Here is a 25,400-nt window from a genome sequence, read left to right as displayed (position 1 = left end):
CGCATTCGCGCCCGGCGCCACTGCGGTTGCCGCTCTCCGACGCGCATACTATAAGCGCTGCCATCCTTCATCTTCGCGGAAACGGCCTTACCATGTCCGATGTCAAGAAGGTCGTCCTCGCCTATTCGGGCGGGCTCGACACCTCCATCATCCTGAAGTGGCTCCAGCTCGAATACGGCGCTGAGGTCATCACCTTCACCGCTGACCTCGGTCAGGGCGAAGAACTTGAGCCGGCCCGCAAGAAGGCCGAGATGATGGGCATCAAGCAGATCTACATCGAGGATGTGCGCGAGGAATTCGTCCGCGACTTCGTGTTCCCGATGTTCCGCGCCAATGCGCTCTACGAGGGCACCTACCTGCTCGGCACCTCGATCGCCCGGCCGCTGATCGCCAAGCGCCTCGTCGAGATCGCGCATGAGACCGGCGCCGACGCCATCGCCCATGGCGCCACCGGCAAGGGCAACGACCAGGTCCGCTTCGAGCTCTCGGCTTACGCGCTCGACCCGAACATCAAGGTGATCGCGCCCTGGCGCGAGTGGGACTTCAAGTCGCGCACCGACCTGCTCGACTTCGCCGAGAAGAACCAGATCCCCGTGCCGAAGGACAAGCGCGGCGAGGCGCCGTTCTCCGTCGACGCCAACCTGCTGCACTCCTCCTCCGAGGGCAAGGTTCTGGAAGACCCGGCGCAGGAAGCCCCGCCCTACGTCTTCATGCGCACCGTCGCGCCGGAAGATGCCCCGGACGAGGCCACCTATGTCGAGATCGGCTTCGAGAAGGGCGACCCGGTTTCCATCAACGGCGTGCACATGTCGCCGGCGACGATCCTGACCAAGCTGAACGAGCTCGGCCGCGACAACGGCATCGGCCGCATCGACCTGGTCGAGAACCGCTTCGTCGGCATGAAGTCGCGCGGCATCTACGAGACGCCCGGCGGCACCATCCTGCTCGCCGCCCACCGCGCCATCGAGAGCCTGACGCTCGACCGCGAGGCCGCGCATCTCAAGGATTCGATCATGCCCCGCTATGCGGAGCTGATCTATTACGGCTTCTGGTTCGCCCCGGAGCGCGAGATGCTGCAGGCGCTGATCGACAAGAGCCAGGAGCATGTCGAGGGCACGGTGCGGCTGAAGCTCTACAAGGGCAACACCATCGTCGTCGGCCGCTCGTCGCCGAAGTCGCTCTATTCGGACGCGCTCGTCACCTTCGAGGACGATCGCGGCGCCTACGACCAGAAGGACGCGGCCGGCTTCATCCGGCTGAACGCGCTTCGCCTGCGGACGCTCGCCGCCCGCAAGAAGCTCGTCTGAGGATCAAGAAGCTCGTCTGAGAATAAGAAAGCCAGGTAACAGGCCGGTTGCACCGGCCTGTTGCTAAAGCTTCATTTTAGAGTTAGGTTATCTGGACTGACCCCGCCGCTACCGACGGGGCCGGTTCGGCGGCTTGAACGCCGGTGACTCGAACGCGAAGATATGGACGAACCGCCCATGCGCATGGACATTGTCAAGAAGGCAGCCCGTACGACCGACAAGAAGGCGTCGGAAGTGCGCGTCATGCTGCGGACGGCAGGCCTTCGTCCCACCCGCCAGCGCCTGGCGCTCGCCGAGATCCTGTTCGAGCGCGGCAACCGTCACATCTCGGCTGAAGGCCTGCACGAAGAGGCGATGAGCCACCGCGTGCCCGTCTCGCTCGCCACCGTCTACAACACGCTGCACCAGTTCACCGAAGCGGGCCTCCTGCGCGAAGTCGCGGTCGACGGCTCGAAGACCTATTTCGACACCAATGTCGACGACCATCACCACTTCTTCGTCGAAGGGGAGAACCGGGTCCTCGACATTCCGATGTCGACGCTGCGGGTCGAGGACGTTCCGGTCCCGCCCGAGGGCATGGAGATCACCCGCGTCGACATCGTCGTCCGCCTGCGCCGCATCGGCAGCTGATCCGACGAACGATCCGAGTTTCAAAACGCCGCGCCCCGCGCGGCGTTTTTCGTTTGTTGGGCTGGCTGGCGCGGAAAAGAGGCCGATTCCCGAAACTCGACCATCATCCTGAGGTGCCCGGCGAAGCCGGGCCTCGAAGGAGGGTCCAGGGAACGCCCCGAATGAAGACTGCGGGCGGACTTCGTCTGCGGACCGGAGTGCCACTGGATCCTCCTTCGAGGCTTCGCTTGCGCGAAGCACCTCAGGATGATGGCGGAGCCAGGCGATAGGCCTGGAAGACTCAGAGGATTTGGGCAGCAGCTCGGCGGCGTGAACCCTCCCCTTGAGGGAGGGTCAAAACCGCCCTCGGGCGGTCTTGGGGAGGGGTCTCTTCGTCGTATCTGTCGCAGGCTGCGAGAGAATACCCCCTCCCGAAAACGCACAGGGCGTTTTCGACCTCGCCTCGAGGGGGAGGTTCAAGGACGAGGGCCGCCTGCGGCAGCTCCGAGGCAAAAAGCCTCAGTCGATCGTCTCGTCGGGGTAGACGCCCCAGAGATTGGTCTGCTTGATCCAGCCGCGAAAGCGCTTGTCGACCAGGCGGCACCAGCCCTTGTCGCATTCGGAGACCTGCGACACGACCTTTGGCTGCAGATAGGCCGAGATCTCGGCGGTGTCGTTCGGCGAGACGCGGATCGGCAGCGGGTCGCCGTCCTGCCAGGGGGCGACGACGGCGGTGCGCTTGCCGACGAGCAGGCTGTGGAAAACCCAGCCCTCGGTGCCGTCGGAATCGCGGATGCGGCGCCAGTTGTCGAATTCCTGCACGATCTCGACCGGCAGGCCGGAGCGGGTGAACACCCACGAGACCTTGTAGCCCTGCCCCGGACCGACGCGCACATTGACGCGGCCGGCCTTCAGCGACACGAAGCGCGGCAGCGGCAGGCCGCTGGGCCCGAGTTTGGGTGCGGCGCCGGCCGCGCCTTGCGCCGACGCGGTCTCGGCCGGCTGCGCCACGATCATCATGGCCGCGATGACAGCGAATGTGAGGGCCGAGGTCACGGGTCGCACCCGGGCCAGCCGACGGGACATTCCCTTGAGCGCCGCCAAAATCATCGTTTCTTCACCCCTTTCCATCGCCGTCGCTGCGACCGGAGGGTCTTTACCGATGCTCGTGCGATCGCCAGTTTTGCGATTGCCGGCCGTCTGGTAGAGGATCGAGAGACGCAGCGACGGGTTCTTCAGCCGTTCTGCACAGTGTGACGCTCCATGGTTAAGGAGCTCTCAACGGAGGCCGCCCACGATGAAGAAGAAGCCGCTCGTCATCGTCACGCGCCGCCTGCCGGACGCCGTCGAAACGCGGATGCGCGAATTGTTCGACACCCGCCTCAACATCGACGACCGGCCGATGAGCGAGGCCGAGCTGATCGAGGCGGTGAAGACGGCGGACGTGCTGGTGCCGACCGTCACCGACCGGATCGACGGCCACGTCCTTGGCGAAGCCGGCGAGCAGCTGAAGCTCATCGCCAGCTTCTCGAACGGCTTCGACCATATCGACGTCGAGAAGGCGCTGGCGCGCGGCATCACCGTCACCAACACGCCGGGCGTGCTGACCGACGACACCGCCGACATGACGATGGCGCTGATCCTCGCCGTGCCGCGCCGGCTGGTCGAGGGCGCCCGCGTGCTGACGCCCGACCAGGACTGGGCCGGCTGGACGCCAACCTGGATGCTCGGCCGGCGGATGTCGGGCAAGCGGCTCGGCATCGTCGGCATGGGCCGGATCGGCCAGGCGGTGGCCCGCCGCGCCAGGGCGTTCGGCCTGTCGATCCACTATCACAACCGCCACCGCCTGCCGGCCGAGATCGAAGAGGGGCTGGAGGCGACCTATTGGGACAGCCTCGACCAGATGCTCGCCCGCATGGACATCATCTCGGTCAATTGCCCGCGCACGCCCGGCACCTTCCATCTCCTGTCCGAGCGCCGCCTGAAGCTGCTGCGCCCGGAGGCCTATGTGGTCAACACCTCGCGCGGCGACGTCATCGACGAGAACGCGCTGGCCAAGCTGCTCGAATCCGGCGCCATCGCCGGCGCGGGTCTCGACGTGTTCGAGCATGAGCCGATGGTCAATCCGAAGCTGCTGCGCCTCGCCGCCAAGGGCAAGGCGGTGCTGTTGCCGCATATGGGCTCGGCGACGATCGAGGGCCGCATCGCCATGGGCGAGAAGGTGCTGATCAACATCCGCGCCTATTTCGACGGCCACAAGCCGCCGGACCGCGTCCTCGCCTCGATGCTCTGAGCCGGCTTATTTTTGGAACTGAGCCGGATTCGGATTTTTGGGTGCCCGCCAGCCTGCTTTTTACCGCCGCCTGAGGGAGCGGTAAGGAAGCCACTTCCCCCTCCCCCTTGTGGGGAGGGATGGGGTGGGGGTACCACCTCGATATCGGGAAGTGCCCGTCGACCAGTGTTCCGCCTGCAAAGACGGAGCCGGTACCCCCTCCCTAACCCTCCCCACAAGGGGGAGGGAATTTTCGGGCTTCCCCTCACAGTGCGGGCGAAGCTCCCCGTCATCCCTGCGAAAGCTGGGACTATCCATCCGCAGCCTGAGCCTGCGATCGACCTGAGCCCTTCCCAGGCCCTACCCGCCCCGCGGCGGCGCGGTGGACTGGCGGACGATGAGGTCGACCTCGACGCGCTCGTGGCGCGGCGCCTCGATGCCTTCCAGAATCATCTCCGCCGCCATGCGGCCCATCTGGGCGATCGGCTGCGCCACGGTGGTGAGCGGCGGATCCGACACCGCGCCCTCCGGCACGCCGTCGAAGCCGATCACCGACACATCACCCGGCACCGAGATCCCCTTCGCGCGTAACCAGTTGAGCGCGGTCAGCGCGATGCGGTCGGACATGCAGAGCAGCGCCGTCGGCCCGCGCCCGTCGGCATAGAAGCTTTCGAGCGCGAGGGCGACGCTCGGCCCGTCATTGACCGTCTCGAACACCGGCACATCGGCCGGATCGACGCCGAATTCGGCGAGCCCGGCCTGAAAGCCGCGGATGCGGTTGCGCGTCACCGAATAGAGCGCGGCCTCGATCTGGTCCGGCGTAACCGGGCCGACGCGATCATCGACCAGCTCGAAGGCAAGGATGGCGGCGTCGCGATGGCCGAGCGCGCCGATGTGGCGGGCGGCGGTGCGGGCGCCGTCGAATTCGTCGACGCCGATGGTCGAGATCGTCGCGTCCGAGGCATCGAGCTGCAGGGCGACGAAGGGCAGCCGCCGCTCGCGCGACAATTCGACCAGACGCTCGCCGCCCTCGATGCAGAGCAGGATCAGCCCGTCGACGATGGCGCTCTGGATGTTCCAGGCGAGCTTTTCGTCATTGGCGGCGGAGATCAGCGAGATGCCGGCGCCATGGACGTCGCAGGCGGCGGAGATCGACGCCATCATGGCGCGGGCATAGGGATCGGCGAAGAAATAGTCGAGCGTCTCGGTGGTGGCGACGCCGATGGCGTTGACCTTGCCGGCGCGCAGCAACCTGCCCTTCGGATCGGGCCCGGCATAGCCGAGGGCGCGGGCCGCCGCCTCGACCTTCTCGCGCACTTCGGCGCGGACGATCTCCGGCCGGTTGAAGGCGTTGGAGGCGGTGCCCTGCGAGACGTCGGCGGCCTTGGCCACGTCGGACAGCTTGACCACGCGATTCATGACACCCCGCTCATCTGCCGCCCTTCCGGGTTCGATCTCGATCCCGCGCAGCGCGCTACCCTAGCCTAGTTCGTGAACCAGCGTGAGACGGTATCACATTCTCTTGTATCGGTTCAAATTGTGCTTGACGCTCCGGCATGGGATCCATAGATTGAACCGGTTCAAGCAATCCAACACCCTCGCGATATTGAATCGATTCAATATCCTCACTCGGGAGGAATCGCCATGATTCCCGCCAGCTATCTGTTCAAGAGCCTTTATGAATCCCGCTTCGAGCGCCCTGCCCATGGCACCGAGACGCAGACGGGCCCGACGCCGCAGGACGGGCTGATGCAGCTGGAGAGCGCACAGAATTCGCGCGGCTCCCGGCATCCGTCCGTACCCTTCTACGCCATCCTGGCCGGCTTCCTGCTCGCCCGCTGACGGCTCATTTCCGCCGCTTGTAGCGGATCGTCTCGAAGCGCATCGAAAGCGCGTCGACCAGCAGCAGCCGGCCGATCAGCGGCTCGCCGATGCCGAGGATGAGCTTCAGGACTTCCGCCGCCTGCAGGCTGCCGAGAATGCCCGTCAGCGCCCCCAGAATGCCCGCCTCGGCGCAGCTTGGCAGCAGGCCGGGCGGCGGCGGCTCGGGGAAGAGATCGCGAAAGCGCGGGTTCGGTATCCCCTCCCCGTTCACGTCCCAGGGCAGCAGCGTCGTCAGCGAACCGTCGAACCGGCCGACGGCGGCCGTCACCAGCGGCCGCCGCAATTCGCCGCAGCGATCGGCGGCGAGATACCGCGTCTCGAAATTGTCGGTGCCGTCGGCGACCACGTCATAGGCGGATAGCAGTGCATCGGCGTTTCCGGCGTCGAGGCGCAGCGCATGCGTCTCGATGGCGACATGCGGATTGAGCCGCGCTACGGCTTCGCGGGCGCTCTCGACCTTGGGTTGGCCGACCGTTTCCGTCGCGTGGATCACCTGCCGCTGCAGATTGGAGAGGGCGACGACATCGTCGTCGACGATGCCGATCGTGCCGACGCCGGCGGCGGCGAGATACTGGATGACAGGCGCGCCGAGGCCGCCGGCGCCGAGCACCAGGATGCGCGCCGCCTTCAGCTTCTGCTGGCCGGGCCCGCCCACTTCCGGCAGGACGAGATGGCGCGCGTAACGCTCGATTTCATCGGGACTGAACATGAGCGGATCCTAGGGCCTCGCGGCTCGGCTGGCGAGATCGATGCGGGCGGCCCGGACGCTACGGAACGTTTCGCTGCATCGCGGCATTGGGAAACAAAGCCCCCTTTGCGAAAGTGAGCGCCGCCATGCAGATCCGCATCGGATTCGACATCGCCTTCGAATGCCCGCAGCCGACCCCGATGCTGATGATGCTCCGGGTTCATCCGAGCCTCGGCGACCGGGTGATCGAGCACGACTATCTCGCCTCGGAGCCGGCGCTCGCCATCGACACCTATCTCGACGGCTTCGGCAATCTCGCCAGCCGCACCGTGCTGCCGGCGGGCCATACGCGGCTTTGGGCGGAGGGGATCGTCGAGGACAGCGGCCAGCCCGATCCGGTCGTGCCCGACGCCCGCATCCTGCCGGTGCAGGACCTGCCGGAGGAATGCCTCGTCTACCTGCTCGGCAGCCGCTATTGCGAGACCGACCATCTCGGCTTCGTCGCCTGGCCGATGTTCGGCCATCTGCCGGAAAACTGGTCGCGCGTGCAGGCGATCGTCGACTTCGTCCACAATCACCTGAAGTTCAACTATGCGCTGGCGCGGCCGACCCGCACCGCGCTCGAGGCGCATAACGAGCAGCTCGGCGTCTGCCGCGACTTCGCCCATCTCTCGATCGCGCTCTGCCGGGCGATGAACATCCCGGCGCGCTACTGCACCGGCTATCTCGGCGATATCGGGGTGCCGCGCGATCCGGCGCCGATGGACTTTTCCGCCTGGTTCGAGGCCTATCTCGGCGACCGCTGGTACACGTTCGACGCGCGGCACAACAAGCCGCGCATCGGCCGCATCGTCATGGCGCGCGGCCGCGACGCCACCGACGTGGCGCTGACCAATTCCTTCGGCAACGCCACGCTGGTGAATTTCTCCGTCGTCACCGAGGAGATCGGCCAGGAAATCAGCCAAGAAGTCAGTGAAGAGATCGGGACGCCGGCCGGCGGCCCGCCTTCCCGCCTACTTGGTGCCGTACATCCGGTCGCCGGCATCGCCTAGGCCCGGCACGATATAGCCGTGGTCGTCGATCTTCTTGTCGATCGAGGCGGTGTAGATCGGGATGGTCGGATGCACGGCCTGGAAATTGGCGATGCCTTCCGGCGTCGCCAGCAGGCAGAGGAAACGGATATCCTTGGCGCCGCGCTCCATCAGCCGATCGACGGCGGCGATGGCGGAATTGCCGGTCGCCAGCATCGGATCCACGACGATGGTGAGCCGCTCGTCGAGGCTATCCGGCGCCTTGAAGTAATATTCGACCGCCTGCAGCGTCTTCGGGTCGCGATAGAGGCCGACATGGGCGACGCGGGCCGCCGGCACCAGGTCAAGCATGCCTTCGAGCAGGCCGTTGCCGGCGCGCAGCACCGAGGCGAACACCAGCTTCTTGCCGGCCAGCGTCGGCGCTTCCATTTCCGTGATCGGCGTCTCGATCGTCGTCGTCGTCATCTCGAGATCGCGCGTCACCTCGTAGCAGAGCAGCGTCGAGATCTCGCGCAGCAGCCGGCGGAAGCCGGCGGTCGACGTGTGCTTGTCGCGCATGATGGTGAGCTTGTGCTGCACCAGGGGGTGGTTGATCACCGTCACGCCGTTCATCATCAGCCTCTCTTGATCCTTGTCGCGCCACCGTAGCGCGCCGCCTCCCCGCTGGAAACCGGGCCGCAACGTCAAGTGGCGGTCCTGTTGTCGCTGTCCCCATCGAACGGCACGGCTTGTGGCGCGGGACCGCCCCGGCCTATCCTGAAGGTTCCTGTTCGCAGAGATTGCAACCCGATGCCGCGCGCCATTCTGATTGTACTCGACTCCGTCGGCATTGGCGGCGCCCCCGACGCGTCGGCCTATGGCGACGAGGGCGCGAACACCATCGGCCACATCGCCGCCGCCTGCGCCGAAGGGCGCGGCGACCGGGCGGGACTGCGCCAGGGGCCCCTCACTTTGCCGAACCTTTCCCGCCTCGGCCTCGGCGCGGCCGCGGAAGGCGCGAGCGGCAGCTGGCCGGCCGGCCTCGCCGCCCCCGGGCCGAGGAACGCCATCCACGGCCACGCGGCGGAGATCTCCAACGGCAAGGACACGCCGTCCGGCCACTGGGAGATCGCCGCCGTGCCGGTGCCGTTCGACTGGGGCTATTTTCCCGAAACCGAGCCGTGCTTTCCGGCCTCGCTGACCGAGGCGATGATCCGCGAGGGCGAACTTCCCGGCATTCTCGGCAACAAGCACGCCTCCGGCACGACGATCCTCGCCGAACTCGGCGAGGAGCACATCCGGACGGGGAAGCCGATCTGTTATACCTCGGCCGATTCCGTGCTGCAGATCGCCGCGCACGAGACCCATTTTGGCCTCGACCGGCTCTATGCGCTCTGCGAGACCGTGCGCCGCCTCGTCGACCCCCTGAAAATCGGCCGCGTCATCGCCCGACCCTTCCTCGGCGAGACGGCCGAAACCTTCGAGCGCACCGGCAACCGGCGCGACTATGCCGTCAATCCGCCGGAGCCGACCCTGCTCGACCGCGTCGTCGCGAGCGGCGGCCGCACGCTGGCGATCGGCAAGATCGGCGACATCTTCGCCCACCAGGGCATTTCGGAAGTGACCAAGGCGGCCGGCAACCGGGCGCTGACCGACGCAACGCTCAAGGCGATTTCCCGCGCCGCGCCCGGCGACCTCGTCATCGCCAATCTCGTCGATTTCGACACGCTCTACGGCCACCGCCGCGACGTCGCCGGTTATGCCGCGGCGCTGGAGGCTTTCGACGCGCGCGTGCCCGAGATCGAGGCGGCCCTCGCGCCGGGCGATCTCGTCGTCATCACGGCCGACCACGGCTGCGATCCGACCTGGCGCGGCAGCGACCACACCCGCGAGCAGGTGCCGATCCTCGCCTTCGGGCGGGATGCGAACGGCCTTGGCCTGGCCGGCAAGGACATCGGCGCGCGCACCAGTTTCGCCGATATCGGCGAGACGCTCGCCGCGCATCTCGGGCTGGCGCCCGGACCCCATGGACGGAGTTTTCTCTAAATGGTTGCTGCAATTCCGAAGGCCGAGATCCACTGCCACATCGAGGGTGCGGCCTCGCCGGAGCTCGTCCGCCATATCGGCGCGCGCCACGGCATCGACCTCTCCGGCCTGTTCGACGCCGACGGCGCCTTCGCCTGGCACGACTTCACCTCGTTCCTGAACGCCTATGACCGCGCCGCCGCCGTCTTCCGGACGCCCGAGGACTATCGCGACCTCGCCTTCACCTATTTCACCAGCCTCGCCGCCGAGGGCGCGATCTATGGCGAGGTGTTCATCTCGTCCGATCACGCGCTCGCCTCGGGCCTTAGCTACCGCGACTATGTCGAGGGACTGGCGCAGGGCATCCGCGACGCGGAAGCCGCGACCGGCATCGTCGGCCGGATGATCGCCACGGGCGTGCGCCACTATGGGCCGGACCGCATCCTCGCCGCCGCCGAGACGGTGGTGAACGAGCCGCACCCGCTCGTCACCGGCTTTGGCGTCGCCGGCGACGAGCGCATGCACCATCCCCGCGATTTCGCCGACGCCTTCCGCATCGCCGGCGAGGCCGGCCTCGGCCTCACCGTGCATGCCGGCGAGTTCGGCGGGCCGGAGAGCGTGCGCGACGCGCTCGACCATCTCGGCGTCAGCCGCATCGGCCATGGCGTGCGCGCCATCGAGGACGCCGACCTCGTCCGCCGCCTCGTCGACGAGAACATCGTGCTGGAGCTCTGCCCCGGCTCCAACGTCGCGCTCGGCCTCTATCCCGACATTGCCAGCCATCCGTTCACGCGGCTGCGCGACGCCGGCGTGCGCGTCACCGTCAGCTCCGACGATCCGCCCTATTTCCGCTCGTCGATCGGCGCCGAATATGGCTGGCTCGCCGGCGACCAAGGCCTGTCGCACGAAGCGCTCATCGAGGCGACGCGCACCGCCATCGACGCCGCCTTCGTCGACGCGCCGACGCGCGCCCGCCTCATCGCCAGACTGGAGGGCTGATGTCCATGCGCCGCCGCATCGCCCTCTTCCTCGCCGCCCTCGCGCTGGCCACCTGGCCGGCGGCCGGCCCCGCCGCGGCGAGCTGGCGCGACGATCTCGGCACGCTGAAGGTCGGCTTCGTCGCCGGCGACAATCCCACCTATGAGACGGCGCGGCTGGAAAAGTTCCGCTGGCACCTGCAATACAGCCTCGCCGTGCCGGTCGAGCTGTTCCCGGCCCGCAATTACGAGGCGCTGATCGAGGCGCAGTCGACCGGGCGGATCCAGTATGGCGTGCTGTCGTCGCTCGCCTACCTCGCGCTCAACCAGCGCTGCGACTGCGCCGAGCCGCTCGCCCAGCCGACGACCGTCGACCACGCGCGCGGCTTTCGCGCGCTGCTGGTGACGAAGAGCGACGGCCCGATCGCGACGCTCGCCGACGCCCGCAACACGCGGCTCGCCGTCGGCGCGGCGGATTCGCTTTCCGGACGGCGGGCGCCGCTCGCCGGGCTGGCGGCCGAGGGCATCGACCCCGAGAGCTATTTCGTCCGCATCCTCGAGACCGACGACAGCGAGGCCGCGCTGACGGCTTTGGCGAAGGACGAGGCCGACATCGCCACCGCCTGGTCCTCGGCGACGGACCCGCTTTCGGCGGCGATCGGCTCCGGCCCGTTCGCGCGGCTCGCGAGCAACGGCACGCTGTCCCCGTCGACGCTGCGCGTGGTCTGGCAATCCGAACTGATCCCGTTCGGGCCGCATGCCGTACGCAAGGATATTCCTGACGAGGCGAAGGTGGCGCTGCTGCGGGCGCTGACCGAGATGCAGACGGCGGCGCCCGAGGCCTATGACGCCATCGAGCGTGGCTATCCCGGCGGCTTCGTCGCCGCCGACCCGGCGCTCTACGAGAAACTGGCGGCGCTGCTCAACGTGGCGCCGGCGAAGCGCTGAAATCGGATGGCAACGGCACAGGGCAGATCGGCCGGCCCGCGCTTTGCCTGGCACCGGGTGCCTCAAGCGCGAGGGTTTTCCGGAAAATTGTCATGGCCTGCCGTTCAGGCCATGGAACCTTCATTGGCGAGGATATTGTCCTGGATCTTCAAAAGGGCGATGCGCATCGTCTCGATCGAGGCGGGGTCGACGCCGCGCTCCGCATCCTCGCGCACCTGCTTGCCGATGGTGCGGATGCGGCGCACGATGCTCGCGGCATTTGGCGTCAGGCGGATCAGCTTGGCGCGCCGGTCAGCCGGATCGGGAATACGTTCCACCAGCGCCGCAGCTTCGAGTCGATCCAGAAAGCCGACCAATGTCATCGGCTCGACACACAGCTCATCGGCCAAGGTAGACTGACGAAGACCTGGATGTCGACTGACGAAGGCAAGTGTCCTCGCCTCCGCTACTGTCAAACCGAGACCAGCATTTTCCAATGCCTTCTCAAATCGGCGCCGCAACAGTCTCGCGACATCGACAACTATGAATCCGAGGGGGTCTTCCGTTGCGGCAGACAAAAAGTTGACCCTCCGAGCGATAATAAGATAGTCAGATTATAGATAAATGATGGCGTGAAAGTCAAGAAATTGTTTGATCATTACTTTGCGCCTTGAAACGCCTCGCGAGGCGCGCGGCCCCTCCGATGGGAGGTTGCGTTTTCCCGACAATTCGATCATTTTGCGCCGCAAAATATGCTGGCCGTCTCGAGGCACCTGTCCGACGCCGCCGCGCCTTTTCGGATTCGCACATGACTCTTCGCAATATCGCCATCATCGCGCACGTCGATCATGGCAAGACAACACTCGTGGACAAGCTGCTGCAGCAGTCCGGCTCCTTCCGTGACAACCAGCGCGTCGCCGAGCGCGTCATGGATTCGAACGACATCGAGAAGGAGCGCGGCATCACCATCCTGGCCAAGGCGACCTCGATCACCTGGCATGATGCCCGCATCAACATCGTCGATACGCCGGGCCACGCCGATTTCGGCGGCGAGGTCGAGCGCATCCTGAACATGGTCGACGGCGTGATCGTGCTGGTCGACGCCGCCGAAGGCCCGATGCCGCAGACCAAGTTCGTCGTCGGCAAGGCGCTGAAGCTCGGCCTGAAGCCGATCGTCGCGATCAACAAGGTCGACAAGGCCGACGCCCGCATCCAGGAAGTCGTGAACGAGGTGTTCGACCTCTTCGCCGCCCTCGACGCCACCGACGAGCAGCTCGACTTCCCGATCCTGTACGGATCCGGCAAGAACGGTTGGATGGCCAATTCGCCCGACGCCTCGCATGAAGAAGGCATGGCGCCGCTGTTCGAGCTGGTGCTGAAGCACGTGCCCGAGCCGCATATCGAGGAAGGCCCGTTCCGCATGATCGGAACGCTGCTCGAATCCAACCCCTATCTCGGACGCCTGATCACCGGCCGCATCACCTCGGGCACCGTCAAGCCGACCCAGATGCTCAAGGTGCTGTCGCAGGACGGCTCGACCGTCGAGCAGTTCCGCGTCTCCAAGATCCTGGCTTTCCGCGGCATCGAGCGTCAGCCGATCGAGGAAGGCGTGGCGGGCGACATCGTCGCGATCGCCGGCATGACCAAAGGCACCGTCGCCGACACCTTCGCCGACCCGGCCGTCACCGAGCCGATCAAGGCGCAGCCGATCGACCCGCCGACCGTGTCGATGACCTTCATGGTCAATGACAGCCCGCTCGCCGGCACCGAAGGCGACAAGGTCACCAGCCGCATGATCCGCGACCGCCTGATGAAGGAAGCGGAAGGCAATGTCGCGCTGAAGATCCAGGAATCCTCCGAGAAGGACTCCTTCATCGTTTCCGGCCGCGGCGAACTTCTGCTCGCCATCCTGATCGAGAACATGCGCCGCGAGGGCTACGAGCTGGCCGTGTCGCGTCCGCGCGTCGTGTTCCAGAAGGACCTTTCCGGCGAGACGCTGGAGCCGATCGAGGAAGTCATCATCGACGTCGACGAGGAGCATTCCGGCGTCGTCGTGCAGAAGATGTCGGAGCGCAAGGCCGACCTGATCGAGCTGCGCTCCTCCGGCGGCGACCGCCAGCGCCTCGTCTTCCATGCGCCGACCCGCGGCCTGATCGGCTACCAGGGCGAGCTCCTGACCGACACGCGCGGCACGGCGATCATGAACCGCCTGTTCCACGCCTATGCCCCGCACAAGGGCGAGATCCCCGGCCGCCGCAACGGCGTGCTGATCTCGACCGACCAGGGCGAGGCCGTCGCCTTCGCGCTGTGGAACCTCGAGGACCGCGGCCCGATGATGATCGAGCCCGGCTGGAAGGTCTATGGCGGCATGATCGTCGGCGAGCATACCCGCGACAACGACCTCGAAGTGAACGTGCTCAAGGGCAAGAAGCTCTCGAACGTGCGCGCCGCCGGCAAGGACGAGGCCGTCCGCCTCACCCCGCCGATCCGCATGACGCTGGAGCGTTCGCTGTCCTGGATCTCGGACGACGAACTGGTCGAGGTCACGCCGAAGTCGATCCGCCTGCGCAAGGCGATCCTCGACCCGACCGAGCGCAAGCGCGCCGACCGCTCCGCCAAGGCGGGCTGAGCCGGGCTAAGCCGGGCTGAGACAAGACACGATCGAGGCCGGCGCGCGATCCGCGCGCCGGCCTCCTTTGGCCAAGCGGCGACCGCCGGCCGGCGCATACTGACCCAACGTCAGTCATGCAAACGTAAAAACCCCCTTCCCCGACGCGCAGAGCGGACATATCTTGATCGGCATGAGCACGCTGTCGATCGGAGTCCGTCGAGCAGAAGCAAGTGACGCGGGGGCGATCACCGCGGTTCACGACAGTGCTTGGCGACAAGCCTATGACGGGTTGATACCCGCCCGCGAACTCGGCCGCATGATTACGCGACGCGGCGAGGCGTGGTGGAGCCGGGCCATACGGCGCGGCACCGGCATCGTCGTCATCGACGTCGGCGGCATGGTGGTCGGCTACGCCACCTTCGGCCCCAACCGGGCGCGAAACCTGGTCCAGCGCGGCGAGATCTACGAAATCTACATCCGCCCCGAATATCAGGGCGTCGGCCTCGGCACGCGGCTTTTCCTGGCGGCGCGGCGCGAACTGCTCCGGCACGGCTTCGATTCCGCCGTCGTCTGGGCGCTGGCCGAAAACGAGGGTGCCTGCCGCTTCTACAAGAATGCCGGCGGCCGCAAGGTAGCGCGCGGCAGCGAGCGCTTCGGCGACAAGACGCTGGCCAAGGTCGCCTTCGCTTTCGCGCGCGGTTGAGAGCTTCGCCGGCTCTGCTACCCCCTATCCAAAACCCGATCGTCGATGCTGCGCCGCGGTGGATTGGCACTTGCGGGCCGGGTTCGTGCCCCGTAAAGGGTAGCCGCCCTTTTCACCTGAGGTACTCCCCATGCGCATCGATGCTGTTCCGATCGGCAAGAATCCCCCGCACGACATCAACGTCATCATCGAGGTGTCGGTCGGCGGCGAGCCGATCAAGTACGAAATGGACAAGGACGCCGGCGCGCTCTACGTCGACCGCTTCCTCTATACGCCGATGCGCTATCCCGGCAATTACGGCTTCGTCCCGCACACGCTCTGCGGCGACGGCGACCCGATCGACGTGCTCGTCGCCAACCAGCGCGCCATCGTTCCCGGCGCGATCATGAGCTGCCGCCCGGTCGGCGTGCTCAAGATGCGCGACGAGGGCGGCGAGGACGAGAAGATCCTGGCCGTGCCGTCGACCAAGCTGACCCGCCGCTACGAGAACGTGAAGTCCTACAAGGACCTGCCCGAGATCACGCTGCAGCAGATCGAGCACTTCTTCCGCCACTACAAGGATCTCGAGAACGGCAAGTGGGTCGAGATCACGGGCTGGGGCGACATCGACGAGGCGCAGCAGCTGATCGTCGACGCCATCGAGCGCGCCAAGAAGGCCTGATCCGATGGCGCTCACGCGGCGCGGCGTCGCGCACCTCTTGCTGGTTGCGACGCTCGGCGTGGGCTTCGCTTCGACACAAGCCGGGTCGTCGGTTGCCGCCGACGATCCGGAAGCCTTCGTCGCGGCGATCTATCAACGCTACGAGAACGGCGGCGAGGGCGTGCCGCTCGACGATGCCGGGACGGTGCGGGCGCTGTTCGAGCCGCGCCTCGCCGAGCTGATCGTCGCCGACAGCGACGAGGCGGCGGCGCTCGGCGACGTCTCGAAGCTCGACGGCGACCCATTCATCGACGCGCAGGACTGGGACATCACCGAGCTGCTCGTCAGCGTCGAGGCGACGACGCCCGACCGCGCCGACGGCACCATCACCTTCAAGAATTTCGGCGAGCCGAAGCTGATCGAGATGCGGCTCGTCCGCCTCGACGAAGGCTGGCGCATCCGCGACATCCTCTGGCCCGAACGCTCGCTGCGCGGCCTCTACACGCACTGAGCCTTCTTCCCGCGCCCGGTCCTTCCTTCGACCGAAGAGGCCGGTGCGCGAGATCGATCCCGGCGCTTCGGCTCCCCTCAGAAGGCCTTCGCGCAACACCACCTTCATCGCGCGGATCGGATTTTGCAGCCCTTAGCCGTCATCCCGGCGAAGGCCGGGATCCAGACACTCAGGCCTGCGGCGATAAGACTGAGCTAAAGATTTCTTGGCCAGTGTTTATGGGCCCCGGCCTCCGCCGGGGTGACGATGCCCTGTCCATAAGCCGTGGGCTGCGTGGCGACCTTCGGTGTTCTGCGAGGGTCTCCTCAGGGGGAGGCAAGGAGTCACTCCGGCTCCGGCAGATGCATGTCCGGCGGCTACCCGGCGAGCGCTTCGAGCCGCGCCATGATCGCCCCGACATCGCCATCGACGCGAACACTCTTCAGCCGCGCGGTATGGCCGGAAATGAGCGCCACCGCCGAACGCGGCACGCCGAGCGCCTTTGCCAGCACCGCCTCGACGGCGGCATTGGCCGCTCCCTTGTCGGGCGCGGCGCGCACGCGCGCCTGCAGGATCTGCCTTCCGTCGGCGAGCTGGCCGACGCCGTCCAGCCCGTCGCGGCCTCCCTTCGGCGTCAGCCGCAGCTGGACCACGACATGGCCGTCGCCGACGCGAAAGAAGCCCGCCTCACTCAAAAGACGTTGGGGTAGACGTAGCGGATGATGACCTGCTGGATCAGGATGATGCCGAGCAGCAGGATGACGGGCGAGATGTCGATCGCGCCGAGATTGGGCATGAAGGCGCGGATCCGGCGCAGCGCCGGCTCGGTCGCCTGGTACAGGAACCGGCCGATCGCATTGACCACCTGGTTGCGCGGGTTGACCACGCCGAAGGCAAACAGCCAGCTGAAGATGGCGCTGGCGATGACGACCCACCAATAGAGATCGAGGGCGATCATAACGACGTCGAGGATGGCGCGCATGGGGGTTTCCGGAGGCGGTCTTGGAGACTTCTGAAGCTTCTCATGTAGCGGCGCGTTGCCCGCGCCGCAACCCGCGCCCGTTGGCAATCATCGCCGGGGCCTCCGGTCCGCCCGGCCGTCACAACCGCTTGACAGCCATCCGCACCACCCCCTAAATGGCCGCCGTCGCGACGCGACGGGGCCGTAGCTCAGATGGGAGAGCGCTGCAATCGCACTGCAGAGGTCAGGGGTTCGATTCCCCTCGGCTCCACCAATAAAATCAATCACTTATGTTTATCGGTGGAATCGAGCAGGCGTCTTCTGTGAGCAGAGAGGCGGGACTATGCAGGACGTCCTTGGGCAACCATGCATGCGATGAACCTGGCTGCCCAACATTCAATTGGTCGCCTTTCGCTCCCAGTTCTCGCTAAAAGGATTCTACTTCTCTAAGGTGCCGGACGCGCAGAGTGTCGGCAATGCTGTCAGGATTGCGCCTACAGGAGACGTACCTCGTCCGAGCGCCGCCCCAAGCACGGAGAACCAGCTCGTCCTCCTGGATCCGGCCTTCCGCCAGCTGCAGAACAGACGCACTAGCCGCAGGTGGCGCGTGATGAACAGGACCGCCATCTTCAGCGTCGACTCCGACGCCTTCAGAAGCGCGATCATCTGCATCTGCAGCATGTGGTCGAGATCGGAGACCGCCTCGTACAGCACCAACAGCTGCGGGTTCGGCGCGATGGCGGTGGCGATGCAGACACGCTGCAACTGACCGCCGCCCATCTGGATGAAGAGCTTGCGGGCGTCGTCGGGCAAGAGGCCAACCTAGGTCAGCAGCGAACGGATTCGCGGTTGCGCTCGTCTGCGCCGAGTGCGGCCAGGTGATGCAGCGGTTTGGCGACGATGCGGCCGTCCCATGGTGCGGCTTCACGGTGTCGAACGAGTCCTGGAAGACCACCTTGACCGAGCGGCGATAGTGCCTGAAGGCGTCGCCCGAGAGGTCTCTTACATTCCTACCGGAGAAGGAGACGGTGCCGCCGTCCGGCTGCTTCTGGGCTTCGAGCGACCGGCCGAGCGTGCCCTTGCCCGAGCCGCTGCGACCCAGCTGCGCGATGCTCTGGCCGGCCGCTATGTCCAGCGACACGTCGCGGAGCTTTCGCTTGACTCGATCTGTAACCGGTTACATCCTGAGCTTAGCGTGCCAGTCGACGAGCACGACGGAGCCGGAATAGGCCCGGCACATTCGGAGGAGAACAAGATGACCAAGACCATGGTTCTGGCCACTGCCGCGTTCGCACTGATGAGCAGCACCGCTTTTGCCGACACATTCAAGATTGGCCTCAGCAATGGCTGGGTCGGATCCGAGTGGCGCACCCAGATGATCGCAGAGGCGCAAGCCGCTGCCGCTGCCTGGAAAGAAAAGGGCGTGGACGTCGAGCTGGTCATCCAGAGCTCCGACGTTGATGTCCAGGGCCAGATCGGCGCCGTGCGCAACATGATCAATCAGGGCGTCAACGCCATCATCATCAACCCGAACAGCCCGACCGCTTTTGACCCGATCTTCTCGCAGGCCAAGGAAGCGGGCATTCTGGTCATCGCGACCGACGCCGAAGTCTCTTCGCCGGACGCCACCTATGTCGGAATCGACCAGACCGAATACGGCCGCAAAGGTTGCCAGTGGCTCGCCGAGACCCTCGAAGGCAAGGGCAACGTCGTGACCATCAACGGCGTTGCGGGTCACCCGGCCAACGAAATGCGCGCTGCGGGTTGCAACGAAGTCCTGGCCAAGTATCCGGATATCAAGATCGTCAACGCGGCCAACGCGAACTGGGATCAGGCGCAGGGTCAGCAGACCATGCAGAACCTGCTCGCCACCTACCCCGACATCAACGGCGTCTACGTGCAGGACGGCATGGCCGCCGGTGCATGGCGTGCCATTGAAGCCGCAGGCAAGACTGCCAACATCGCGGCTACCGGCGAAGTCCGCAAGGACTTCCTCGATATCTGGTCTGCCGGCAAGTACAACTCGGCCGCTTCGGTGAACCCGCCCGGCGTGATGGCTTCGGCCCTCAACGTCGCCGTGCTCGAGCTGCAGGGCAACAAGTTCAAGGACGGCATTTTCGGTGGCGTCTATGGCAATGCCGTGTTCCTCGAGATCCCGTTCATCGACAACGCCAACCTTGCTGACGCTCTGAAGGCTGCCGAAGGCAAGCCCGGCCACTGGTCGGTGACGCAGGCGCTGTCGGCCGACGACGCCAAGACCCGCTTCTTCAAGTAAGCGTCCCCGTCTCGCCCAGAGGGTCTGGATTCCTCTCCGGACCCTCTGGCTCGGGCGGCGCGGTAGCCGCCAGACCTACCGCGGTGCCGTTGGGCGACACCTTCGCCCAACCGAGCGCGCTTTCGGCGCGACGCTTTCCCTGACATCAACGCGGATCCACCCATGAGCCCCGTTCTTGAAGCTCGAAACATCGTCAAGCGTTTCGGCGCGGTCACCGCCTTGTCCGATGGCAGCCTGACCGTCGAGCGCGGTGAAATCCACGCGCTGCTGGGGGCCAATGGTTGCGGCAAGTCCACCCTGTCCAAGGTTATTGCCGGCACGGTCGCGGCCAATTCCGGCGTATTGCGCTTCAATGGTCAGGACATTGCGCCCAAAAGCCCTCGTGATGCAGAAGCTCTCGGTATCGCCTTGTTCTATCAGGAGCTTTCGCTGGTGCCGCAGCTGACGGTGGCGGACAATATTTTCCTTGGGCATGAGCCCAGGAACGGCGCCGGCTTTCTGGACGCCAAGCAGCTCCGCGATGATGCCGACGCACTGCTGCGGCGTTTTGCGGGTGTCGCGGGCAAGGGCTTTTCGGCCGATGCACCTGTATCCGCCCTGTCCCCGGATCAGCGCCAGCTCGTCGAAATTCTGAAGGTTCTGGCGCGCAAACCAAAGCTGATCATCTTTGACGAATCCACGGCGGCGCTGGATCGCCGCCAGGTCAGCGTCTTCTTCGACCTCGTCAGGGGCCTCAAGGGCGATGGCGTGTCGAGCATTTTCATTTCGCACCGCATGGACGAGATTTTCGCCGTCTGCGACCGCATCACCGTGATGCGCAACGGCGCGACCGTGACCACCCTCACCACCGCCGAAACGGACCGCGAAACCGTGGTGCATGCCATGGTCGGCGCGCTTGCCGTGCCCGAGCGTTTCGCAAAGACATCCGCTGTGGCGGCCAAGCCGCGGCTTGTGGTGAGCCACATGTCCAGTCGCGGGCTGGATGACGTGACATTCGATGTGCGCCCCGGCGAAATCCTCGGTCTGGGCGGGTTGCAGGGCCAAGGACAGTCAGCCGTGCTGCGGGGCCTTTTCGGCGCGGATCCTCTCAAGGGCGGCAGCGTCGTGCTTGACGGCAAGTCGCTCACGCTGCGCAAGCCGGCCGATGCGATCCGCGCGGGCCTCGCCTACGTGTCGGGCGATCGTGGCCGCGACGCAGCTTTCCATGGCCGTTCGATCTTTGAGAACATCGCCGCGGCAAGCCTGGTGAAAGAGCGCCGCCGTCTGGTCTGGCCAAGCCAACTCAAGCAGCGCTTCACGGAGGCGGCCGCCGCGCTGAACACGAAGTATGCGGGGCTCGAAGCGCCGATCGGGTCGCTGTCAGGCGGCAATCAGCAGAAGATTTTCATCTCGCGCTGGCTGGCGACCCATTCCCAGGTGTTGCTGTTCGATGATCCGACCAAGGGCATCGATCTGGCCGCGAAGGCTGATTTTTTCGCGCTGGCGCGCGGCCTCGCCGATCAGGGCGCGAGCGTCATTTTCTATGCATCCGAAGACAATGAATTGCTGAGCCTTTGCGACCGCATTCTGGTCTTCAACAGCGGCGCCATAACGGCCGAGCTGACTGGGGACACCCTAACGGCCTTCCACCTGACCAACGCGGCTTATGGGAAAGCGGCATGACACTCCTCCGCAATCGCCTCTGGCTCGTCACGCTCGCCGCCCTCATCGCGCTGTTCGCGGTGAACTGGATTCTGCAGCCCAATCTGGTTACGCCAAATGTGCTGAAGTCCAATCTGACGGTGTTCCTGCCCATCGTGCTGGTCGCGATCGGCCAGACCTATGTCGTACTTGGCGGTGACATCGACCTGTCCGTCGGGTCCATCGTGGCGCTGGTCAATGTCGTCGCCGTTTCGGTTATCGCCGCAGTGGGCGGTGGGGCGACCGGCGTCTTGCTTGGAATGGGCGCCGGACTCGTGACCGGCGCGCTGTGCGGCGTCGTCAATGGGTTGCTGATTGCCGGCCTGCGCTTTCAGCCGATCGTCACCACCTTTGCGACCGGCATTATCTTCGGCGGCCTGGCATTGCTGGTCCTGCCAACCGCGGGCCTTCCGGTTCCGGCTGAATACTGGCGCACCTATGGTGGCTATGTGTTTGGCCTGCCGACGGTGTTGTGGGTTTTCATCGGCAGCCTTATCGCTATCGCCATCATCAGCCGCCGCCCTTTCTTCAAGCACCTGTCGGCCGCTGGCGGGCAGCGTACCGCCGCATTCCAGACCGGCCTCAAGGTCGGGAGCATCCGCGTCATGGCCTATGTGCTGTGCGGGCTGTTCGCCGCCGTCGCCTCGCTGTGCCTGACCGGCGAAACAGCAAGCGGCGATCCGCTGATGGGCCGCATGCTGGCGCTTTCGTCGATCTCGGCCGTCGTGCTGGGCGGAACGGCACTGTCGGGTGGTTCGGGCAGCGCATTCGGCTCGGTGCTGGGGGCTCTCGTGCTCGGCATCATCGGCAACGTCATCTTCTTTGCCGGCCTGCCATTTGACTACCAGACGCTCATCCAGGGCCTCATCATTCTGCTCGCGCTTGCGGGTGGCGTGTTGGTTTCCCGTCGCTAAAGGAGCCCAGCATGAACCGCGCAAGACTCCTTTTGACCAACCCACTGATCCTGGCGACCCTCTCGATCCTCGCGCTTCTGGCCGTCGGCGAAACGCTTTCGCCCGGCTTCGCCAGAGGGGACCAGATCGTCCGCTTGCTCACCGTCTCCGCCTTCCTTGGCATCGTGGCGGCGGGCCAGAGCCTTGTCGTCATCGGCGGCCGCGAAGGCATTGATCTTTCGGTGGGCGCCATGATCTCGCTTGGCGCGGTGCTGGCCGGCAATGTCATGTCCGGAAGCGATGGCGGCATTCTCCCCGCCATTCTCGTCGCAGGCACCGCCACCTTCATCGTCGGGCTCGTCAACGGCCTCGGCGTGACCTTCCTGCGCATTCCGCCCCTCGTGATGACGCTGGGCATGACCGGTGTTGTGCAGGGCGGCCTCATCGTGCTCTCGCGCGGCATTCCTTCGGGCAACGCCGCGCCGTCGTTGATGAATTTCGTCAATCGGCCGCTGCTACTCGGCATCCCTGGCATTCTATGGCTCTGGGTGTTGGTTGGCATCGCCATGTGGTTCCTGCTGCGCCGCACCCAGCTCGGCTATGCGATCTACGCCATGGGCTCGAATGAGCGCGCCGCTGAACTGACCGGACTTCCGGTCCGCCTGATCCGGACGCTGCTCTATGGCCTTTCGGGCCTCATCGCCGGCATCACCGGCGTCGTGGTGATCGGCTACACCGGCAACAGTTTCGTCTCGGTGGGCGACCAGTACGTGTTGCCGTCGGTGATCGCGGTGGTGATCGGCGGTATTTCGCTCGCCGGTGGTTCGGGCAATTATTTCGGCGTGATGCTCGGCGCCATCGCCCTTACCCTGTTGCAGAGCGTTCTCATCACGCTCCAGATGGAGTTCTGGGGTCGACAACTGATCTTCGGTGGCGTCCTGCTGCTACTGATGCTGCTCTACGGTCGCACCAAACAACTGCGCGTCTGATCCGCCATGACAACAATTCGCAAGGTCGCAGAGATCGCCGGCGTCTCCATCGCCACGGTCTCTCGAACACTCGCGCACCCAGACCAGGTGCGGAAAGAAACGCGCGACCTCGTGCTGGAAGCCGTTCGGGCGGTGGGTTTCGTGCCCAATCAGCAGGCCGTGTCGTTTCGCCAGCGATCGACCAAGAACGTGGTGCTGCTGGTTCGCGACATCACCAACCCGTTCTATCTCGAGATCTATCGCGGCATCGAGGAACTGGCCTTTGCCAATGGCTATCGTGTGCTGATGGGCGACGCGCGCGGCGATGATGCTCGCGTGCTGCGCTATGTCGACATGGTGCGCAATCGCCAGGCGGACGGACTGATCCTGATGATGGGCTGGCTGCCCGCCGGCTTGACCGATGCGAACATGCCCACGACCGTCGTCGCGCTGGAAATGCTGCCCGACTACAATTTCCCGGCCGTGTCCGTCGACAACCGCAAGGGCGCCCGGATCGCGGTCGAGCATTTGCTGTCGCTCGGGCATCGCCGCATCGCCTATGTCGGCGGTCCGTCGCGTCTGATGATGTCGACTGACCGACACCAGGGTTACGTGGATGCGCTTGCCGCCGCCGGCATAGCCCCCGACCCCAACCTCACGCTCGAGGGGGACTTCCACCTCGCTTCCGGTCGCGCCGCGGTCCGGCACCTGCATGACCGCGAGGTCGACTACACGGCGATTTTTTGCACGAACGACGAAATGGCGGTCGGGGCGGTCAATGAACTGCGGGCGCTCGGCCTGAACGTTCCGGCAGACGTATCGGTCATCGGTTTCGACGACGTCGATTTCGCCCTCTCATCGGATCCCCCGCTCACCTCGGTGCGCCAGCCCCGGCTCGAGGTTGGCCGTCGCGCCATGCAGATGATGGTCGATCTGCTTGCGGGCAAAGAACTCACCAGTCGCGTCCACGAGGCTGATGTGGAGCTCGTCATCCGGTCCAGCACCGCTTCTGTAAATATCAAGAAGGCTTAGAAAAATGAGCAATACTTTCCCGCGCAAGACCCTGCGGATTGGCTTTGTCGGCTCCGGTTTTATCGCCCATTTCCATCTCAAATCCCTGCTCGGCGTACGCAATGTCGAAGTGACGGGCGTCTATTCGCCGACGCCGGCCAAGCGCCAGGCATTTGCCGATGAAGTCGGCAATCTCGACCTGGGCGATTGCACGGCCTATGACAGCCTCGACGCGCTGCTCGCCGCCGACAACCTCGATGCCGTCTGGGTGTTGTCGCCGAACCATACCCGCCTCGACACCATGCGGGCCATCGCCGCCGCCGTGCGCGAAGGCCGCTCCAAGATCTTCGCCATAGCCTGCGAAAAGCCCCTCGCTCGCACCCTGCGCGAAGCGCGCGAAATGCTGTCGCTGGTGGAGGGCGCCAAGCTCAACCATGGCTACCTCGAAAACCAGCTGTTCTCCACTGCCGTCACACGCGGCAAGGACATCATCTGGCGTCGCGCCGCACCATCCACGGGCCGCCCCTACATCGCCCGCGCCGCGGAAGAGCATACGGGCCCGCACGAGCCATGGTTCTGGCAGGGTCATCAGCAGGGCGGCGGCGTGCTGCTCGACATGATGTGCCACTCCGTCGAAGTCGGCCGCTATCTCTTGACCGCCCCGGGCGCCAGCCGCGACAGCCTCACGTTCAAGAGCGCTACCGGCTCCGTGGCAACGCTCAAATGGGCTCGCAAGAACTACGCGCAGGACCTAAGCGCCCGCATGGGCAAGGATGTCGACTACACCCGGCGTCCGTCGGAAGATTTCGCGCGCGGCATGCTGACCTTTGAAGATGCCGAAGGCAACGAAGTCGTGGTCGAGGCGACCACCTCATGGGCCTATGTCGGTCCCGGCCTGCGCATCGAGCTCGAGGTTCTCGGCCCGGAATATGCGATGGAATTCTCGTCTCTGTCGACCGGGCTGAAAGTCTTCATGTCGCGCGCCGTCACCGGCGAAGTCGGCGAAGATCTGGTCGAAAAGCAGAACGCCGAGCAGGGGCTTATGCCCGTTCTCGAAGACGAGGCGGGCGTCTATGGCTACACCGACGAAAACCGCCACATGGTCGAAGCCTTCCGCAAGGGCGAAGCGCCGCTCGAGACCTTCCACGATGGCGTAGCCGTCGTAGAGTTCCTGATGGCCCTCTACAAATCCGCCGAAGAAGGCCGCACCATCCATATCGCGGACGAGGATCTCAACGACTACGTGCCGCTCGTTGCCCGCACGGCCAGTCTGCTTTAACCCCCAACGGCCAGTGGGGACTTCTCTGCTGGCCGCTTCACTTCGTGCAGACGGAACAGCGTGCCGCATCTGCTGCCCGTTGTATCCCAATGACCGGCGACTGTACTTTCTCGTGCGGTCGCAACCGCTGGGTATATGCACGGCCCAGCCTCCGCCCTTGTTCACCCGAAAGGATGAAGCAGCGAGCGAG

General features: G+C 65.5%; 26 protein-coding genes, 1 tRNA gene and 1 pseudogene. 19 read left to right on the top strand and 9 right to left on the bottom strand.

Features of this window, described 5'->3' with window-relative positions; all coding sequences use genetic code 11:
- Window positions 1-92 precede the first annotated feature (92 nt).
- Window positions 93-1,307 (top strand): argininosuccinate synthase, encoded by a 1,215-nt coding sequence (locus K32_RS23755; RefSeq protein WP_201401846.1) that lies wholly within the window; start codon window positions 93-95, stop codon window positions 1,305-1,307.
- 177 nt (window positions 1,308-1,484) lie between these two features.
- Window positions 1,485-1,937 (top strand): iron response transcriptional regulator IrrA, encoded by a 453-nt coding sequence (gene irrA / locus K32_RS23750; RefSeq protein ID WP_305798445.1) that lies wholly within the window; start codon window positions 1,485-1,487, stop codon window positions 1,935-1,937.
- 498 nt (window positions 1,938-2,435) lie between these two features.
- Here irrA and K32_RS23745 read toward each other — a convergent pair whose 3' ends face one another.
- Complete coding sequence (locus tag K32_RS23745) at window positions 2,436-3,026, bottom strand: SH3 domain-containing protein (protein ID WP_201401845.1); 591 nt, start codon at window positions 3,024-3,026, stop codon at window positions 2,436-2,438.
- A gap of 187 nt (window positions 3,027-3,213) precedes the next feature.
- On the opposite strand from K32_RS23745, the gene K32_RS23740 reads away from it, so the two are divergent.
- The gene (locus K32_RS23740; RefSeq protein WP_201401844.1) at window positions 3,214-4,209 is read left to right on the top strand and encodes a D-glycerate dehydrogenase; all 996 of its coding nucleotides are present in this window, start codon (window positions 3,214-3,216) and stop codon (window positions 4,207-4,209) included.
- 339 nt (window positions 4,210-4,548) lie between these two features.
- Here the strand turns inward: K32_RS23740 and K32_RS23735 are convergent, their stop codons facing one another.
- Complete coding sequence (locus K32_RS23735) at window positions 4,549-5,607, bottom strand: LacI family DNA-binding transcriptional regulator (RefSeq protein ID WP_201401843.1); 1,059 nt, start codon at window positions 5,605-5,607, stop codon at window positions 4,549-4,551.
- A 225-nt stretch (window positions 5,608-5,832) separates the two neighbouring features.
- Here K32_RS23735 and K32_RS23730 point away from each other — a divergent pair, with 225 nt between their 5' ends.
- Window positions 5,833-6,030, top strand: a complete 198-nt coding sequence (locus tag K32_RS23730) for a hypothetical protein (RefSeq protein WP_201401842.1) — start codon at window positions 5,833-5,835, stop codon at window positions 6,028-6,030.
- A 4-nt stretch (window positions 6,031-6,034) separates the two neighbouring features.
- Here K32_RS23730 and moeB read toward each other — a convergent pair whose 3' ends face one another.
- Window positions 6,035-6,781 carry a molybdopterin-synthase adenylyltransferase MoeB gene (gene moeB / locus K32_RS23725; protein ID WP_201401841.1) on the bottom strand — a complete coding sequence of 249 codons (747 nt, stop codon included), beginning with the start codon at window positions 6,779-6,781 and terminating at the stop codon, window positions 6,035-6,037.
- 125 nt (window positions 6,782-6,906) lie between these two features.
- Here moeB and K32_RS23720 point away from each other — a divergent pair, with 125 nt between their 5' ends.
- Window positions 6,907-7,812 (top strand): transglutaminase family protein, encoded by a 906-nt coding sequence (locus tag K32_RS23720; RefSeq protein ID WP_201401840.1) that lies wholly within the window; start codon window positions 6,907-6,909, stop codon window positions 7,810-7,812.
- Here the strand turns inward: K32_RS23720 and upp are convergent.
- Window positions 7,774-8,403 (bottom strand): uracil phosphoribosyltransferase, encoded by a 630-nt coding sequence (gene upp / locus K32_RS23715; protein WP_201404648.1) that lies wholly within the window; start codon window positions 8,401-8,403, stop codon window positions 7,774-7,776. The genes K32_RS23720 and upp overlap by 39 nt on opposite strands.
- 177 nt (window positions 8,404-8,580) lie before the next feature.
- Between upp and K32_RS23710 the strand changes: the two genes are divergently transcribed.
- The 3 genes from K32_RS23710 to K32_RS23700 are packed head-to-tail and all read left to right on the top strand — an operon-like array spanning window position 8,581 to window position 11,720.
- The gene (locus K32_RS23710) at window positions 8,581-9,816 is read left to right on the top strand and encodes a phosphopentomutase (RefSeq protein WP_201401839.1); all 1,236 of its coding nucleotides are present in this window, start codon (window positions 8,581-8,583) and stop codon (window positions 9,814-9,816) included.
- The gene (locus K32_RS23705; protein ID WP_201401838.1) at window positions 9,817-10,794 is read left to right on the top strand and encodes an adenosine deaminase; all 978 of its coding nucleotides are present in this window, start codon (window positions 9,817-9,819) and stop codon (window positions 10,792-10,794) included.
- Entirely contained in the window at window positions 10,794-11,720 is a 927-nt protein-coding gene (locus tag K32_RS23700) for a phosphate/phosphite/phosphonate ABC transporter substrate-binding protein (protein WP_201401837.1), read from the top strand. Before K32_RS23705 ends, K32_RS23700 begins: the two co-directional genes overlap by 1 nt.
- 104 nt (window positions 11,721-11,824) lie before the next feature.
- On the opposite strand, the gene K32_RS23695 is transcribed toward K32_RS23700, so the two are convergent.
- Window positions 11,825-12,277, bottom strand: a complete 453-nt coding sequence (locus K32_RS23695) for a MarR family winged helix-turn-helix transcriptional regulator (RefSeq protein WP_244669727.1) — start codon at window positions 12,275-12,277, stop codon at window positions 11,825-11,827.
- A gap of 230 nt (window positions 12,278-12,507) precedes the next feature.
- On the opposite strand from K32_RS23695, the gene typA reads away from it, so the two are divergent.
- The 4 genes from typA to K32_RS23675 all read left to right on the top strand — a co-directional run bounded on the left by typA (window position 12,508) and on the right by K32_RS23675 (window position 16,164).
- Window positions 12,508-14,328, top strand: coding sequence for a translational GTPase TypA (gene typA, locus K32_RS23690; RefSeq protein WP_201401836.1), 1,821 nt, complete (start codon window positions 12,508-12,510; stop codon window positions 14,326-14,328).
- 298 nt (window positions 14,329-14,626) lie between these two features.
- The gene (locus tag K32_RS23685) at window positions 14,627-15,013 is read left to right on the top strand and encodes an N-acetyltransferase family protein (RefSeq protein ID WP_371812807.1); all 387 of its coding nucleotides are present in this window, start codon (window positions 14,627-14,629) and stop codon (window positions 15,011-15,013) included.
- 130 nt (window positions 15,014-15,143) lie between these two features.
- Window positions 15,144-15,674, top strand: coding sequence for an inorganic diphosphatase (ppa, locus tag K32_RS23680; protein ID WP_201401835.1), 531 nt, complete (start codon window positions 15,144-15,146; stop codon window positions 15,672-15,674).
- 4 nt (window positions 15,675-15,678) lie between these two features.
- A complete protein-coding gene (locus K32_RS23675) occupies window positions 15,679-16,164 on the top strand; it encodes a DUF3828 domain-containing protein (RefSeq protein WP_201401834.1) in 486 nt (161 codons plus the stop codon).
- A 356-nt stretch (window positions 16,165-16,520) separates the two neighbouring features.
- On the opposite strand, the gene K32_RS23670 is transcribed toward K32_RS23675, so the two are convergent.
- Together K32_RS23670 and K32_RS23665 are read right to left on the bottom strand one after the other, a co-directional pair.
- Window positions 16,521-16,838, bottom strand: coding sequence for a DUF167 family protein (locus K32_RS23670; protein WP_201401833.1), 318 nt, complete (start codon window positions 16,836-16,838; stop codon window positions 16,521-16,523).
- Window positions 16,835-17,125 carry a YggT family protein gene (locus K32_RS23665; RefSeq protein WP_201401832.1) on the bottom strand — a complete coding sequence of 97 codons (291 nt, stop codon included), beginning with the start codon at window positions 17,123-17,125 and terminating at the stop codon, window positions 16,835-16,837. Before K32_RS23665 ends, K32_RS23670 begins: the two co-directional genes overlap by 4 nt.
- Before the next feature lie 177 nt (window positions 17,126-17,302).
- Between K32_RS23665 and K32_RS23660 the strand changes: the two genes are divergently transcribed.
- Window positions 17,303-17,378 (top strand) — tRNA-Ala (locus K32_RS23660).
- Window positions 17,379-17,542: 164 nt separating this feature from the next.
- Here K32_RS23660 and K32_RS25010 read toward each other — a convergent pair.
- On the bottom strand, window positions 17,543-17,917 hold the full coding sequence (locus K32_RS25010; protein ID WP_244669725.1) for a hypothetical protein: 375 nt from the start codon (window positions 17,915-17,917) through the stop codon (window positions 17,543-17,545).
- Window positions 17,918-18,035: 118 nt separating this feature from the next.
- A pseudogene (locus tag K32_RS25110) lies at window positions 18,036-18,245 on the bottom strand (ATP-binding cassette domain-containing protein); the annotation flags it as partial.
- 114 nt (window positions 18,246-18,359) lie between these two features.
- On the opposite strand from K32_RS25110, the gene K32_RS23650 reads away from it, so the two are divergent.
- The 6 genes from K32_RS23650 to K32_RS23625 all read left to right on the top strand — a co-directional run bounded on the left by K32_RS23650 (window position 18,360) and on the right by K32_RS23625 (window position 25,210).
- Window positions 18,360-19,379, top strand: coding sequence for a substrate-binding domain-containing protein (locus K32_RS23650; protein WP_201401830.1), 1,020 nt, complete (start codon window positions 18,360-18,362; stop codon window positions 19,377-19,379).
- Between the two features lie 162 nt (window positions 19,380-19,541).
- A complete protein-coding gene (locus K32_RS23645) occupies window positions 19,542-21,041 on the top strand; it encodes a sugar ABC transporter ATP-binding protein (RefSeq protein WP_201401829.1) in 1,500 nt (499 codons plus the stop codon).
- Window positions 21,038-21,973, top strand: a complete 936-nt coding sequence (locus tag K32_RS23640) for an ABC transporter permease (RefSeq protein WP_201401828.1) — start codon at window positions 21,038-21,040, stop codon at window positions 21,971-21,973. Before K32_RS23645 ends, K32_RS23640 begins: the two co-directional genes overlap by 4 nt.
- 11 nt (window positions 21,974-21,984) lie before the next feature.
- Window positions 21,985-22,941, top strand: a complete 957-nt coding sequence (locus K32_RS23635; RefSeq protein ID WP_201401827.1) for an ABC transporter permease — start codon at window positions 21,985-21,987, stop codon at window positions 22,939-22,941.
- A 6-nt stretch (window positions 22,942-22,947) separates the two neighbouring features.
- Window positions 22,948-23,952 (top strand): LacI family DNA-binding transcriptional regulator, encoded by a 1,005-nt coding sequence (locus tag K32_RS23630; RefSeq protein ID WP_201401826.1) that lies wholly within the window; start codon window positions 22,948-22,950, stop codon window positions 23,950-23,952.
- A 4-nt stretch (window positions 23,953-23,956) separates the two neighbouring features.
- Window positions 23,957-25,210 (top strand): Gfo/Idh/MocA family protein, encoded by a 1,254-nt coding sequence (locus K32_RS23625; protein ID WP_201401825.1) that lies wholly within the window; start codon window positions 23,957-23,959, stop codon window positions 25,208-25,210.
- Window positions 25,211-25,400: the final 190 nt, after the last annotated feature.

The organism is Kaistia sp. 32K (assembly GCF_016629525.1).
Taxonomy (GTDB): domain Bacteria; phylum Pseudomonadota; class Alphaproteobacteria; order Rhizobiales; family Kaistiaceae; genus Kaistia.
Note: the sequence above shows the minus strand (reverse complement) of the source record. Positions and strands in the feature narration are given on the sequence as shown.

Excerpts from the sequence above, each read along its gene's own strand:
- K32_RS23755 (WP_201401846.1), top strand. The coding sequence starts at position 93 with ATGTCCGATGTCAAGAAGGTCGTCCTCGCCTATTCGGGCGGGCTCGAC.
- irrA (WP_305798445.1), top strand. The coding sequence starts at position 1,485 with ATGCGCATGGACATTGTCAAGAAGGCAGCCCGTACGACCGACAAGAAG.
- K32_RS23745 (WP_201401845.1), bottom strand. The coding sequence starts at position 3,026 with ATGATTTTGGCGGCGCTCAAGGGAATGTCCCGTCGGCTGGCCCGGGTG.
- K32_RS23740 (WP_201401844.1), top strand. The coding sequence starts at position 3,214 with ATGAAGAAGAAGCCGCTCGTCATCGTCACGCGCCGCCTGCCGGACGCC.
- K32_RS23735 (WP_201401843.1), bottom strand. The coding sequence starts at position 5,607 with ATGAATCGCGTGGTCAAGCTGTCCGACGTGGCCAAGGCCGCCGACGTC.
- K32_RS23730 (WP_201401842.1), top strand. The coding sequence starts at position 5,833 with ATGATTCCCGCCAGCTATCTGTTCAAGAGCCTTTATGAATCCCGCTTC.
- moeB (WP_201401841.1), bottom strand. The coding sequence starts at position 6,781 with ATGTTCAGTCCCGATGAAATCGAGCGTTACGCGCGCCATCTCGTCCTG.
- K32_RS23720 (WP_201401840.1), top strand. The coding sequence starts at position 6,907 with ATGCAGATCCGCATCGGATTCGACATCGCCTTCGAATGCCCGCAGCCG.
- upp (WP_201404648.1), bottom strand. The coding sequence starts at position 8,403 with ATGAACGGCGTGACGGTGATCAACCACCCCCTGGTGCAGCACAAGCTC.
- K32_RS23710 (WP_201401839.1), top strand. The coding sequence starts at position 8,581 with ATGCCGCGCGCCATTCTGATTGTACTCGACTCCGTCGGCATTGGCGGC.
- K32_RS23705 (WP_201401838.1), top strand. The coding sequence starts at position 9,817 with ATGGTTGCTGCAATTCCGAAGGCCGAGATCCACTGCCACATCGAGGGT.
- K32_RS23700 (WP_201401837.1), top strand. The coding sequence starts at position 10,794 with ATGTCCATGCGCCGCCGCATCGCCCTCTTCCTCGCCGCCCTCGCGCTG.
- typA (WP_201401836.1), top strand. The coding sequence starts at position 12,508 with ATGACTCTTCGCAATATCGCCATCATCGCGCACGTCGATCATGGCAAG.
- K32_RS23685 (WP_371812807.1), top strand. The coding sequence starts at position 14,627 with ATGATTACGCGACGCGGCGAGGCGTGGTGGAGCCGGGCCATACGGCGC.
- ppa (WP_201401835.1), top strand. The coding sequence starts at position 15,144 with ATGCGCATCGATGCTGTTCCGATCGGCAAGAATCCCCCGCACGACATC.
- K32_RS23675 (WP_201401834.1), top strand. The coding sequence starts at position 15,679 with ATGGCGCTCACGCGGCGCGGCGTCGCGCACCTCTTGCTGGTTGCGACG.
- K32_RS23665 (WP_201401832.1), bottom strand. The coding sequence starts at position 17,125 with ATGCGCGCCATCCTCGACGTCGTTATGATCGCCCTCGATCTCTATTGG.
- K32_RS23650 (WP_201401830.1), top strand. The coding sequence starts at position 18,360 with ATGACCAAGACCATGGTTCTGGCCACTGCCGCGTTCGCACTGATGAGC.
- K32_RS23645 (WP_201401829.1), top strand. The coding sequence starts at position 19,542 with ATGAGCCCCGTTCTTGAAGCTCGAAACATCGTCAAGCGTTTCGGCGCG.
- K32_RS23640 (WP_201401828.1), top strand. The coding sequence starts at position 21,038 with ATGACACTCCTCCGCAATCGCCTCTGGCTCGTCACGCTCGCCGCCCTC.
- K32_RS23635 (WP_201401827.1), top strand. The coding sequence starts at position 21,985 with ATGAACCGCGCAAGACTCCTTTTGACCAACCCACTGATCCTGGCGACC.
- K32_RS23630 (WP_201401826.1), top strand. The coding sequence starts at position 22,948 with ATGACAACAATTCGCAAGGTCGCAGAGATCGCCGGCGTCTCCATCGCC.
- K32_RS23625 (WP_201401825.1), top strand. The coding sequence starts at position 23,957 with ATGAGCAATACTTTCCCGCGCAAGACCCTGCGGATTGGCTTTGTCGGC.